Below are 12,216 nucleotides of genomic sequence, written 5' to 3'. Positions count from 1 at the left end.
TTGGGAGCGCGTGACGTGGGACGGTGACCTTGCCGCTGGTTGGCGCCCAGACCCCAACCCCCAATCCCCCGTGCGCATCCTGCCGGGCGTCCGCTTCGGCCGTCCGTCGATCAAGGGCATCAGCACCGAAAGATCTGGGAGAACGGCATCCACCGCCGACTTGGCCCAATCGTGGCGCATCGTCCGCACCGCCGGCTTATCCCGCGCCGCGAGGGGCCCACAGTCGCACGCTGTGGGTCCCTCTTGCAGTACCGCGACCGCCCAAACGGCGGGCGATTGGTCAAACTCGGAGTGGGCTCGTCATTACTGAGACCTGCCCGTGTCACGCTTCCTGGTACCGAGGTATATCAACCACGGGAGAAGCGCAGTCGAGCCGATGAACAGGCTGGTGTCCAGAGGAAGTTTTCCTGTCGCCCACAGGAGCGGAGACATCGCCCAGATCAGGAAGCCCACCCCAGCAAGAATCCAGCCGAATCTGGTCACCAGTACCTGCTTTTTGCGAACATGCATCCACCCTCAACTCCCCAGCCAACCCATCCGGCTCTGGACGCGAAACGAGCACCTCGCCAGCCCCACCTCGCGGCCGCAGCCCCATATCCGGCCGCACCCCCAGACCAGCCCCAAGAGAGCCATCAACGGGTTCGGCGCCGTGATGACCGGCTTCGTGTTGATCCTGGTCCTGGCGACCAAGCTCACCCACGGTGCGTGGATCTCCATCGCCGCGATGGCACTCATCTACCTGATCATGGTGGGTATCCGCCGGCACTACACCGCCGTGTCGCAGGAATTGGCCCCGGCCGACGAACGCCCGATGCTACCGGCTCGCAACCAGGCCATCGTGCTGGTCAGCAAAGTGCACCAGCCGACCGTGCGGACGGTCGGCTACGCCCGGGCCACCCGCCCCGACGCGCTCACCGCAGTCACCGTCAACGTCGACGACAAGGACACCCGAGAGATTCTGGCCGAATGGGGACGCCGCGATATGGCGGCGCCGCTGACCGTGATCGACTCCCCGTACTGGGAGATCACACGACCGATCGTCGACTTCGTCAAATCGGTGCACCGCCAGTCACCCCGCGACGTGCCCACCGTGTTCATCCCCGAGTAGGTCGTCGGGCACTGGTGGGAGGCCCTGTTACACAACCAGAGCGCCCTGCGCATCAAGAGCCGGCTGCTGTTCGAACCCGGCGTCATGGTGACCAGCGTCCCGTGGCAGCTCGCCTCCACCGGCGCCAAAGGACCTGTCCCGCTACGACCGCGACCTGGCCCGTGGATCCGCCCGCGGACCCCGCTTCCACGCCCGCGAATCCGGACCCGACGGCGACGTCAACGGGCAATGAGGTCACGGCGTAGGTCGCGAGTGTACGGCTGGCGGAACGACGATCGACCCTGGCCAGGGAAGTGGCCGATGACTGACAACTGTGCGCCAACAGAGCGGTTCACCGACGAGGAGGCGCCGTTCCTGCGACACATGCGATTCGCACGGCTCCGGTCGGTGCGGCTGCCTACCCGAGGAGGCCGATTCCTTCGTCGGCGTCCCGGTACAAGCTGATGACACGTCCCCGCCGAAAGATAGAAGAGGAAGGACCAGTCGATCGGGATCCTGCTCGGGGGCGGGTCAGTGGGCGTTGGCGAACCGCTCGACGTCGCTGATCCTGCCCACGACGAGGACAATGTCGCCATACATCAGCACGTCATCCGGAGTGGCGTAGGTGAAGGCAGCGCCCCGTCCGTCGGCCTGCCGCTTGACCGACACGACAGTCACGCCGTACCGGCTGCGGAGTCGAGACTCGCGCAGCGGCACGCTGACGACATCCCGGGGAGGCTTGGTCTTGACCATGGCGTAGTCCTCGTCGACCTGAATATAGTCAAGGATGCGTCCGGTGAGTAGGTGAGCAACCCTCTCCCCCATGTCATGTTCGGGCAGCACCACATGGTGGGCGCCAACCCGTTCAAGAATCTTGCCGTGCTGGCGACTGATCGCCTTGGCCCAGATATCCGGGATCTCCAGGTCCACCAGCAGCGAGGTAGTCATGATGCTGGCCTGGACGTCGGTGCCGATCGCCACGACCACGCGGGGAAACTCCGGTACGCCGAGTTGCCGCAGCGCCTCGATGTCGGTGGTGTCGGCGGTCACCGCGTGCGGCAGTTGCCCCGCGAAGCTCTGTACCACCTTCGGACGGTGGTCGACGGCGAGTACCTCGGTGCCCTGCCGGTGCAGTTCCACGGCGAGCGCGCCGCCGAAACGGCCGAGCCCGACGACCACCACCATTTCTTCCGTGACGTCAGCCAACGATCGTCCTTTCCTCGGGAAGTTCGAACCGGCGGGTGCGCTCCCGCAGCGCGAGCGCGGAGGCGAGGGTCAGCGGCCCGGTCCGGCCCAGGAACATCAGCCCGACCAGGAGCAGCGCCGCGGCCGGCGGCAGGTCGGCGGTGATGCCGGTGGACAGGCCCACGGTGCCGAAGGCGGAGACCGCCTCGAACAGCACCCGGTCGAAACTGTGGGCGGTCAGGGACAGCAGGATGAACGTGGAGACCGTCACCGCGCCGATACCCAGCAGCGCGACGGTGAGTGCCTGGCGTTGGTTACTCACCGGAACCCGACGACGCCCGACGTTAACCTTGGGCTCGCCGCGCATCTCCGACCAGATGACGAACGCGAGCAGCCCGAAGGTGGTCACCTTGATGCCGCCGGCGGTGCCGGCGCTACCGCCGCCGATGAACATCAGCACATCGGTGGTGAACAGACTCTCCGGGCGCAGCGCAGACACGTCGATGCTGTTGAACCCGGCCGTGCGCGTGTTGACCGAGTAGAAAAAGCCGGCAAGCAGCTTGGCCGGGGCGTCCAGCCGGCCGAGCGTCGCCGGGTTCGAGTACTCGGCCAGGGTGAACACCGCCGTGCCGGCCGTCAGAAGCGTCACGGTGAGGAACACGGTGATGCGGGTCATCACCGACCACATCCCGGGCCGCCGCCAGTTCCGCGCCAGTTCGAACACCACCGGGAACCCGAGACCGCCGATGATGATCGCGGCCGCCACGGTCAGCGTCACCCAGGGGTCGGCGACGTAGCGGATCATGCTGTCGGTGTTGAGGGAGAAGCCGGCGTTGTTGAACGCTGACACCGCGTGGAACACCCCGTGATACACGGCACTCCCGAACGGCTCGTCGTAGCCGACCGCGAACCGGGCGGTCAGAACTACTGCTGCGACGGCCTCGCTGAGCAGGCTGAACAGCACGATGTTGCGCACCAGGCGGCGGATGTCACCCAGCCCGAGTGTCTTCGTCTCCACCTGCGCCAGCAACCTGCCCCGTAGGCCGAGCCGCCCGGCGAGCAGCACCGTGAACAAGGTTGCGAGGGTCATGATGCCCAACCCGCCGGCCTGGATCAGTGCCAGGATGACAATCTCGCCGAACCGGGACCAGTGCCCGCTGGTGTCCACGGTGACCAACCCGGTTACACACACCGCCGAGGTGGCGGTGAACACCGCGTCTACCACTGCGGCCCGCTGCCCCGACTCGGTAGCGGCCGGCAACGACAACAGCCCGGTGCCGACCGCGACCGCGGCGGCGAACCCACCCACGACGACCTGCGCCGGCTGTTGAAAGCGGGCCAGCACACCCAGCCGTAGCCGTCGACGCCACCCACGCATCCGGTTCCCCCACCCGTTGCCAAACCGATCACGCCCACAGGAAGCTCTCGTCCGCGGGCCGTAGCCCGACGACCCTAGCTTGACCGTATTCTGCCGTCACCGACGGCGGCTGGTCAGAAGGCGTCCGGACGCCGCAGGCGCTACTGCTCCGCGTTGCGATGCCAGATGTTCCGGGAGTACCCACGAAGATGGTCAACGGGGCCATGAGGAAGGCCGGGATCAGCGCCGCCGCGTCGTCGCCGAGGGACGGTTCTGGCCGGCGCATCCAGTAGCCGATGGACCTGGGTCGCGGGCGAAGCTGCCGCCAGGCTCGGCGGCGTCTCTTCCCGCTTGAGTCGGGGCGGTCGGGCCGAAGCCTGTCGCTGTCTCCTTCTGCGGGGTCGCATCGCATCTGGCTCCCGTAACGGCTGATGGCTCTACCTCTGGGCCTTCCACCGGTCGATCAGGGCCGGTAGCTCCTGCCACAGGTAGTTGTAGAAGTCCCGCATCTCGGCGAGGCGGCGACCAGCTGGGCTGTCCTCACCGGTGGCGGCGATGCCCTGCTCAGCGGCCTCCCGCATCACTTTCACCAGTTGGTTCTGTTCCGACATCAGGGTGGCCCAGGCGCCTTCGCGGAAGCGGAAGTGTTCCCGGCGGCTGCCGGGGGCGGGCACCTTCTCGATCAACCCGACTGAGGTGAGTGACTTCAACGCGGTCGATACGCTGCCCGAGCTGATGGTGAGCAGCTCCGTGATCTCACCTGCGGTCAGTGTGTCCCGCTCGGTGAACAGCAAGGCTGCCAGGACCCGTGCGGTCATGCGTTGCATTCCCCCTTGTGTGAGGGTCAAGGCGAGTCGCTCCGCCGGATCGCGCAAGGCTGACACTTCGGTCCTCCTGTCACTCATTTTGACGAAATCCTAACAGCTTCGAATCTTCAGAGATCTCTGAAGATTCGGTATCGTGGTGGTCATGGGAGACGTGATTCAGCTGGAGAAGCTGACCAAGACGTACGGAACCCGCCGGGGGCTGGTCGAGCTGGACCTGGCGGTGGCCGAGGGCGAGGTGTTCGGCTACCTCGGCCCGAACGGTGCCGGGAAGTCCACCACCATCCGGCTGCTGCTGGACCTCATCCGCCCGACGAGTGGCCAGGCCCGGCTGTTCGGCCGTGACCCCCGCGAGCACGCCGTCGAACTCCACCGCCGGATCGGCTACCTCGCCGGCGACTTCGTGGTCAACCCCCGCCAGCGGGTCGGCGAGTGCCTGGCGTTCCTGGCCGACCTGCGCGGCGGCGTACCCCGGGCGCGGATCGAGGAACTGGCCGCCCGCGTCGATCTCGACCTGACCGCCCGGATCAAGGCTCTGTCGAAGGGCAACCGGCAGAAGGTCGGCCTGGTCCAGGCGTTCATGCACCAACCAGAGCTTCTGATCCTCGACGAGCCGACCTCCGGACTCGACCCGCTCGTCCAACAGACGTTCCTCGACCTCGTCCGCGAGGCCAAGGCCGCCGGTCAGACCGTCTTCATGTCCTCGCACATCATGACCGAGGTCGAGGCGGTCGCCGACCGGGTCGGGATCATCCGGGAAGGCCGGCTCGTCGCCCTCGACACCGTCGCCCGGCTCCGCGACCACGCCCTACACCGGTTCGAGATCACCTTCACCGGCCCAGTCGACCGGGCCGCCTTCGCCACGCTATCCGGCATCTCCGACCTGACCATCGACGGCGCGACCGCCCGGTTCGCCCTGGCCACCGACCCAAACGAGTTGATCGCGGTCCTCGCCCGTCACCGGGTCGCCAGCCTGCTTGCCAGCGAACCCGATCTCGAAGAACTCTTCTTCGCCTACTACCAGCCCAGCGAGGCCAAGGAGTCCAGCCGTGCCTAGCGTCCTGACGAAGACCCTCTGGGACTCCCGCCGCAGCCTCGCCGGCTTCGCCGTCGGCACCGCCCTGGTCGGCACGATGTACGCCGGCTTCTACCCGCAGGTCGCCGGCGGGGCGATGGGCCAGGCCGTCGAAGGCTTCTCACCCGCCCTGCGCGAAGCCCTCAACATGGAAGACATCGCCAGTGCCGCCGGCTACCTCGGCTCCAGCGTCTTCGGCATCATCGTGCCCCTGATCGCCGTCATCTACGGCATCGCCACCGGCACTCGCGCCATCGCCGGCGACGAGGAAGCCGGCTATCTCGATCTCCTCCTCGCCCACCCGGTCGGCCGGACACGACTCCTGCTGCACCGCTGCGCCGCGCTCGCCATCGGCGCTGCCATCCTCGCCGGCCTCGTCCTGCTCGCCATGCTCGCCGTCCGCACCAGCGCCCAACTCGACACCATCAGCATCGCCCAGTTCGCCGCCCAGTCCGTGGCACTGGCACTGCTCGCCACCGTCTTCGGCACCATCGCCACCACCATCGGCGCCGCCACCGGCAGCCGCGCCGCCGCACTCGCCGGCAGCGCCGCCGTCGGCGTCCTCGCCTACGCCGCGAACACCTTCGCCACCCAGATCGGCGCCGACCGGCTCCGCTATCTCTCCCCGTTCCACTACTACATCGGCAACGAGCCGCTGCGTAACGGCTTCCAATGGGCCGACCTCGGCATCCTCGCCGCGGCCGTCGCCGTACTCGTCCTCATCGCCACCACCGTCTTCAACCGCCGCGACCTGACCAGCTGACCACCGCCGTCCCGCCCCGCCGACGACCGATCCGTCGGCGGGGCGGGCGCCGCCCCGCACCGGGTCGCCCGGCTCAGCCGGGACTTCCCGCCTGTGGGATCGGGCTTGCCGTCGCGAAAGTCCCCCTCCACTGCCCGCCGAGACCGAACGGCTCGACCTTCTGCGGCTCCCGTATCAGGTGGTCAGGCGGTGCCGGACAGGTCGCGTCGGCGGAACGCCGCCACGGCCGCCTGGGCGACCGCGGCGGCGAGCACGGTCAGGATGAGTACGGCGGCGATGCTGACCTTGTCGAGTGGGTACTCCCCGATATGTTCGAACGGCGACAGGCGTACGGCGCCGACGGGGATGTCGAGGATCGGTGCGAAGAAGCCGACGATCAGGGCGTATCCGAGGACTGCCCAGATCGCCGGCAGCAGCCGTGGCGTGGCCGCGTACAGGATGGCGGCGGCGGTGAGGACCAGCCAGACCGCCGGGGTGTGGGCGACGTGGCCGATGATGAGGTCGCCGATCAGTCCGGCGTCACCGGTGCTCACCGCCGCGCCGATCCCCATTCCGGTGCCGGCGACCAGCAGCAGCCAGGGCACGCCCGCGGCGGTGACGGCGAGGTGGCTGCCGATCCAGGCGCGGCGGCTGACGGCGGTCGCGAGGACGGGCTCGGTACGGCCGCCGGTTTCCTCGCCGCGTAGGGCGTGCACGGCGAGTACGGCGAAGATGGCGACGGTGAACGCCATGGTCAGGCCCATCAGCCCGAGGAAGCCGGCCAGCATGTCCTGCGAACCTCCCATCACCGCCACGAGATCTGCGGGGGCGTCGGCGAAGCCGTCGAGCATCGGCTGGGTGAACGATCCGTAGGCGAGGCCGCTGACGAGCAGGGCGGCGCTCCAACCGATGAGGCTGGCCCGTTGCAACCGGAAGGCGAGCGCGAGCGGGCCGGCCAGCCAGCCGGCGGCGCGGGGGGAGCCCGGGCGAGGCGGGATCAGGCCCGCACCGAAATCGCGGCGCGCCGACAGCGTGTAACCCACAGCGGCAGTCGCCGCCGCGAACGCCAACGAGATCACCAGTGGCCACCAGCGGTCGTGGACGTACGACGCGGTCTGCTGGGACCAGCCGATCGGCGACAGCCAGGACAACCACGAGGGACCACTACCCTGGACCGCTGCCATGTCCCCCAGGCCGCGCAGCAAGAACGCGGCGCCGAGGACGGCACCGGCGATGCCGCCAGCCGCCCGAGGGTACTCCGACAGCTGTGCGGTGACCGCCGCGACCGCCGCGAAGGCCAACGCCGCGGCGCCGATGGCGGCACCGAACAGCAGCGACCCGCCCACGCCGTAGCCACTGGCGGCCATCAGCACGCCGACCAGCAGCGCGACCAGCACGCCCATCGCGGCGGCGAGGGTCAGCGCGGCGGTGAGCTGGGCGTGCCGGCCGACGACGTTGGCGCGGACCAGTTCGGCCCGGCCGCTGCGCTCCTCCGCCCGGGTGTGCCGGACGACGGTGAGCAACCCCATCAGTCCGGCGCCGACGAACATGTAGAGCCCGTACTGGCCGGCGAGGAACCGCTCGATGGTCAACTCGTCGAACCCGAAACCAGGCCCGCCGAACAGGGCACCCGCCGGGCTGCCGGAAAACGCGCTCAGCCCTTCGAGGTCCTCCGGGCTCTGGACGACGCCACCGATCGCGGTCGAGTAGTAGGTCATCATCAGCGTCAGCCCGAGCGTCCACGCGGGGAATCGGATCCGGTCGCGCCGCAGCATGAGCCGCAGGAGCGTGCCGGTCCCGGTGAACATCGTCCTGTCGGAACTGGCGGAACGCGTCAGCCGGTCGACGGTCATGGTGGCCATCACGCCACCTCCCGGGCAGCGTCGTGACCGAGCCGATCGTCGTAATGGCGCAGCAGCAGTTGCTCGAGGGTCGGCGGGCGGGCGGTCAACCCGTGCACGCCGAGCTCGCCCAACTGCCGCACCACCGCGGCGAGGTGGTCGCCCTCGACCTCGAAACGGACATGGCCGTTCTCGGCCCGCAGGTCGTGTACGCCGGCCAGGCCGGCGAGCGCGTCGGCGGGACGATCGACGATCGCCTCGACCGAGGTGCGGGTCAGGTGACGCAGCTCGGCCAGCGAGCCGGTCTCCACGATCCGGCCCTGCCGGATGATCGAGATCTGGTCGGCGAGGACCTCGACCTGGGCAAGGATGTGACTGGACAGCAGGACGGTCCGGCCGGCGGCCTTGGCCTCGCGGATGCAGTCCTGGAACACCGCTTCCATCAGCGGGTCCAGCCCGGCGGTGGGCTCGTCGAGCAGGAGCAGCTCGACGTCGCTGGCCAGCGCGGCGATCAGGGCCACCTTCTGCCGGTTGCCCTTCGAGTACGTCCGGCCCTTCTTTCTCGGGTCCAGATCGAATCGTTCACACAGCTCGTCCCGCCGGGCCGGGTCGGTGCCGCCGCGGAGCCGGGTGAACAGGTCGATCGCCTCACCGCCGGTGAGGTTGGGCCACAGCTCCACGTCACCGGGCACGTAGGCGAGCCGGCGGTGCAGCGGCACCGCAGCCGTCCACGGGTCGCCGCCGAGCATGCGGACCCGGCCGGCGTCCGCCCGCAGCAGTCCGAGCAGGATCCTGATTGTAGTGGACTTGCCGGCGCCGTTGGGGCCGAGGAAGCCGTGCACGTGGCCGGTCTCGACCGTCAGGTCGAGACCGTTCAGCGCCTTCACCCGGCCGAAGGACTTGTCGAGGTGTTGGATGTCGATAGCAGCAGTCATGGTCGTATGTCCCGTTCGAAGGCAGCCCGGAGCAGTCTCTGGGCAACGTGTCGTCGGATGGTGAGAAGAAGCCCCGCGCGGGGGCGTGGTGATTACCGTGCGGCCGTGGCCGCGTCACCATCCGACGGCGGATCCGGGACATACATCAGGTAGTCGTCGAGCATCGACCGGTCGACCAGCAACCCCTGGCTGAACAGCTCCAGGGCGGGCAGGGTGATCTCCTCCACGTACCGTCGGAACAGCGTACGGAACGAGTCAGGCTCCGCAGTCGCGCCGTGCACGGTGAACCACAACACCATGCCACCCGCCGCCTGGTAGGCCAGGTAGCGCGTACGGGCAGCCCGGTCGCGGCTAGGCCGGACCACCCCGGCCGCCTCCCCCGCGGCCAGGTACTCCTCGGCGTCGGCGATCATTTGCTCGATCAGCGTCACCGCCAGGTCCCCGCCGGCCTGCAGGCTGCGCAGTAGATACCGCACCACCGGCGCGAACCGCTCGACCTCGGCCAGCTGCGCCATGAACATCGCCGCCGTGCCGTCGGTCAGCGCCTTCGTCTTCTGCTCGCGCATGACCGCCAAGGCGTACTCGTCGCAGACGCGACGCAGCCCGTCCTTCGAACCGAAGTGGTGCACGACCAGGCCGGCGGTCACCCCCGCATCCGCGGCGATCGACCGCAGCCCCGCGCGGAAGCCATCCCGGCCGAACCGCTCGATGGCAGCGTCGCGGATCCGATCAGCGGCCAGGACGTCGCCGTCCCGCCCACCGAAAACCGCGTCGGCCGATGCCATACCCAGACATTAAACACTCGTTCAATCCCGGCGCAACAGCGGAAGCGGCAGGGCCGCCCCGGGCATCTGGAATCGATGTCGGCTGAGATGTCTATCCAGCGAGGGCTGGGACCCGGCCGGGCCTGCTGATCGCGGTGGCCGCTGCGACGCCGGTGGCTGGCGTGAAGAAAGTGTGAAAATTTGGCCATTTACCGTCATGGTTGCGTCACGAACCCTGTCCTTGAGTTGGCGACGGCGTTGTCGTTGCCCGGCGGCCGAGAGGCGTCCGCGTCGAGCGAGTCCGGTTAGGGAGAGTCAGACGTGTCTGACGTCGTTTTCGTACTGCTGACGGTGGTGCTGTTCGCAGCGCTCGTCCTGGTGGTGAGGGGCGTAGAGAAGCTGTGACCGTCGTCAACGCCGTCGGCTTAGAGCTCCCAACTCTTTGAGTGGTGGAGTCTGCGCCAGCAGATGACGGCGCAGGCGAGGGTGAGGAACGCTTCGTGGATGTCGTCGCGGATCTCCCAGCGGGTCCGCAGGCGGCGGAACCAGCGCAGCAGAGCGATGTCTGCTCCACGACCCAGCGTCGGGTGCCGAGCCCGGAACCGTGCGGGACGCCGCGTCGGGCGATGACGGGTGTGATGCCGCGCGTCCGTAGCTCACGGCGGTACTTGTCGAAGTCGTAGCCGCGATCTGCATAGATCCGGTCAGGCCGTTGCCGAGGTCTGCCGCGGATGCCCTTGATCCGGGGGACCTTGTCGACCAGGGGCAGCAGTTGGGTGACGTCGTGACGGTTGCCGCCGGTCAGGGACGCGGCGAGGGGGATGCCGCCCGCGTCGGTGATGACGTGGTGTTTCGAGCCGGCTTGCGGCGGTCGACCGGGCTCGGACCGGTTTTGGACCGCCCTTGAGCGCCCGAACATGAGAGCCGTCGACCACCGCCCGCGACATGTCCAACTGCCCGGCGGCCCGTAGTCTGCCGAGCAACACCTCGTGCAGTTGCTGCCACACCCCGGCGTCGTTCCAGTCCCGCAACCTGCGCCAACACGTCATTCCAGAGCCGAAGCCCAGTTCCTGGGGCAGGTACTCCCACGGGATCGCGCAGTGAAGCACGAACAGGATTCCGCACAACACCTTGCGATCGTCGAGGGGCTTACGGCCTGGGAACCGGTGCCGCCGTGGCGGCCGGGGTGGCAGCAGCGGTTCGATCTCGGCCCAGAGTTCGTCCGAGACGATCCACGGGGAAGCCGAGCTTGCCGGCGATGTGGGCGAGGGACGCGGCGACGGCCTCGGGATCGTTGCTCTCGACGGTCATACCCTTGCCCTCGCGTACCTGCCGGTCCTCCAGCTCCGCAACGATGCCGCAGATCTGCTGGAAGACCAGCTCGTATCGACCAAGGTGTGGTTCCAGTGCCCCCGGCCGGGATGCCAGCAGATACGCGCCGGCACCCGCGCCCACCAGTACTCACGCGGGCCGTGGACGCCGGCGCCGGCGGACAGCTGGCACCGCGCCCGGGCCGGCAGGGCGGCGATCAGCTGGTCGGCGCGGGCAGCTCCCAACGTGGTGGTGATCATGTCGTCGTTGCGGCGGGCCGCGGCCACATAACCCACATCCCGGTGTTCCAACCAGACTCGCAGGGCTTTGGACTGGCCGTAGGCCTCGTCCATCGTCACCCATCCGCCTGGCACCCCAGCGTCCAACGCTCGGGCCAGCATCTGGCGGGACATCTGCCCTTTCGTGGCGAACTCGACCTCGTCCCGGTATCTCGGCGGCTCGAAAGGGTTCCCGGTCATCGGTCCACGACGCCGGGAGGTAGAGCGGCGGGTCGATCAGCATGTGGCCCTTCCCTGAGCGGTAAGCCAAAATGGCCCTGACCTGGCAGTTCGCCGTCCGACCAGCGGTGCCGGAATAACTCCCGCTGCACCCCGGCCGACCGCGTCCCCTCCTTCAGGAACCGGTGTCATCAACGATCAACACACCAGCCGGGTCGCCAAGGTGCTCGACGACGTAGTCCCGCACATCGTCGCGAACCGCGTCGACGTCCCAGTCCGCCGCCGCAACGACCTTTGCATCCCGTCCGGCGACACATCCCCGGCCTGCTCGGCCAAGGTCCAGCGGTTCTTCCGCCCGAGACCCGAGAGCAGCCCGCACAAGTACTGACGCATCCGCAGCCGCGGCTCCGACCGGCGAAGCCGGGACCCGATCCGCGCGTACAACCGGTCCGACTCCCCATGCCAACGATCAACGTCAACGTCCGTCACAGGCAGACCGACGAACCCGAGTTGACCTCGATTCGCCTACTGCCGTTGCAGTTACTAGGCCGTGTTTCGTAGGGCGTCGATGTTGGGGCGTGGCGGTGGTCGCTAATTGAAGAGGTCTCCGGTAGTTGGTTCAGCGACCAAGCTAGAA

9 protein-coding genes and 4 pseudogenes are annotated in these 12,216 nt (G+C 68.4%); 3 read left to right on the top strand and 10 right to left on the bottom strand.

The window, feature by feature from the left end:
- Positions 1-625: 625 nt before the first annotated feature.
- A pseudogene (locus ACIBF8_RS26485) lies at positions 626-1,340 on the top strand (DNA-binding protein); the annotation flags it as partial.
- A gap of 278 nt (positions 1,341-1,618) precedes the next feature.
- Here the strand turns inward: ACIBF8_RS26485 and ACIBF8_RS26480 are convergent.
- From ACIBF8_RS26480 to ACIBF8_RS26470, 3 genes are all read right to left on the bottom strand, one after another.
- Positions 1,619-2,293: a TrkA family potassium uptake protein gene (locus tag ACIBF8_RS26480; RefSeq protein ID WP_347662510.1), complete on the bottom strand. Its 675-nt coding sequence runs from the start codon at positions 2,291-2,293 to the stop codon at positions 1,619-1,621.
- Positions 2,286-3,650 carry a TrkH family potassium uptake protein gene (locus ACIBF8_RS26475; RefSeq protein WP_396786488.1) on the bottom strand — a complete coding sequence of 455 codons (1,365 nt, stop codon included), beginning with the start codon at positions 3,648-3,650 and terminating at the stop codon, positions 2,286-2,288. Before ACIBF8_RS26475 ends, ACIBF8_RS26480 begins: the two co-directional genes overlap by 8 nt.
- Before the next feature lie 416 nt (positions 3,651-4,066).
- On the bottom strand, positions 4,067-4,447 hold the full coding sequence (locus tag ACIBF8_RS26470; protein WP_396786486.1) for a GbsR/MarR family transcriptional regulator: 381 nt from the start codon (positions 4,445-4,447) through the stop codon (positions 4,067-4,069).
- A gap of 151 nt (positions 4,448-4,598) precedes the next feature.
- Between ACIBF8_RS26470 and ACIBF8_RS26465 the strand changes: the two genes are divergently transcribed.
- A complete protein-coding gene (locus tag ACIBF8_RS26465; protein WP_396786485.1) occupies positions 4,599-5,510 on the top strand; it encodes an ABC transporter ATP-binding protein in 912 nt (303 codons plus the stop codon).
- Complete coding sequence (locus tag ACIBF8_RS26460) at positions 5,503-6,291, top strand: ABC transporter permease subunit (protein ID WP_396786483.1); 789 nt, start codon at positions 5,503-5,505, stop codon at positions 6,289-6,291. The genes ACIBF8_RS26465 and ACIBF8_RS26460 overlap by 8 nt, the downstream gene beginning before the upstream one ends.
- Positions 6,292-6,473: 182 nt before the next feature.
- On the opposite strand, the gene ACIBF8_RS26455 is transcribed toward ACIBF8_RS26460, so the two are convergent.
- The 7 genes and pseudogenes from ACIBF8_RS26455 to ACIBF8_RS26425 form a co-directional block, all read right to left on the bottom strand.
- On the bottom strand, positions 6,474-8,132 hold the full coding sequence (locus tag ACIBF8_RS26455; RefSeq protein ID WP_396786481.1) for an ABC transporter permease: 1,659 nt from the start codon (positions 8,130-8,132) through the stop codon (positions 6,474-6,476).
- The gene (locus ACIBF8_RS26450; protein ID WP_396786480.1) at positions 8,132-9,046 is read right to left on the bottom strand and encodes an ATP-binding cassette domain-containing protein; all 915 of its coding nucleotides are present in this window, start codon (positions 9,044-9,046) and stop codon (positions 8,132-8,134) included. Before ACIBF8_RS26450 ends, ACIBF8_RS26455 begins: the two co-directional genes overlap by 1 nt.
- A gap of 92 nt (positions 9,047-9,138) precedes the next feature.
- Positions 9,139-9,612: a hypothetical protein gene (locus ACIBF8_RS26445; RefSeq protein ID WP_396786663.1), complete on the bottom strand. Its 474-nt coding sequence runs from the start codon at positions 9,610-9,612 to the stop codon at positions 9,139-9,141.
- Between the two features lie 42 nt (positions 9,613-9,654).
- Positions 9,655-9,831, bottom strand: a pseudogene (locus ACIBF8_RS26440) (TetR family transcriptional regulator); the annotation flags it as partial.
- 404 nt (positions 9,832-10,235) lie between these two features.
- Positions 10,236-11,042, bottom strand: a pseudogene (locus ACIBF8_RS26435) (IS5 family transposase).
- Entirely contained in the window at positions 10,960-11,265 is a 306-nt protein-coding gene (locus ACIBF8_RS26430; protein ID WP_396786677.1) for a hypothetical protein, read from the bottom strand. Before ACIBF8_RS26430 ends, ACIBF8_RS26435 begins: the two are co-directional and overlap by 83 nt.
- Positions 11,214-12,023: pseudogene (locus ACIBF8_RS26425) on the bottom strand (IS701 family transposase); the annotation flags it as partial. The pseudogene ACIBF8_RS26425 and the gene ACIBF8_RS26430, both read right to left, overlap by 52 nt.
- Positions 12,024-12,216 lie beyond the last annotated feature (193 nt).

The sequence above is a fragment of the Micromonospora sp. NPDC050276 genome (assembly GCF_044459545.1).
GTDB lineage: Bacteria > Actinomycetota > Actinomycetes > Mycobacteriales > Micromonosporaceae > Micromonospora.
This window is presented reverse-complemented; position numbering and strand designations above follow the sequence as displayed.

What these genes read in the sequence shown, in the direction of transcription:
- ACIBF8_RS26475 (WP_396786488.1), bottom strand. Translation starts at nt 3,650, where the DNA reads ATGCGTGGGTGGCGTCGACGGCTACGGCTGGGTGTGCTGGCCCGCTTT.
- ACIBF8_RS26470 (WP_396786486.1), bottom strand. Translation starts at nt 4,447, where the DNA reads ATGACCGCACGGGTCCTGGCAGCCTTGCTGTTCACCGAGCGGGACACA.
- ACIBF8_RS26465 (WP_396786485.1), top strand. Translation starts at nt 4,599, where the DNA reads ATGGGAGACGTGATTCAGCTGGAGAAGCTGACCAAGACGTACGGAACC.
- ACIBF8_RS26455 (WP_396786481.1), bottom strand. Translation starts at nt 8,132, where the DNA reads ATGGCCACCATGACCGTCGACCGGCTGACGCGTTCCGCCAGTTCCGAC.
- ACIBF8_RS26450 (WP_396786480.1), bottom strand. Translation starts at nt 9,046, where the DNA reads ATGACTGCTGCTATCGACATCCAACACCTCGACAAGTCCTTCGGCCGG.
- ACIBF8_RS26445 (WP_396786663.1), bottom strand. Translation starts at nt 9,612, where the DNA reads ATGCGCGAGCAGAAGACGAAGGCGCTGACCGACGGCACGGCGGCGATG.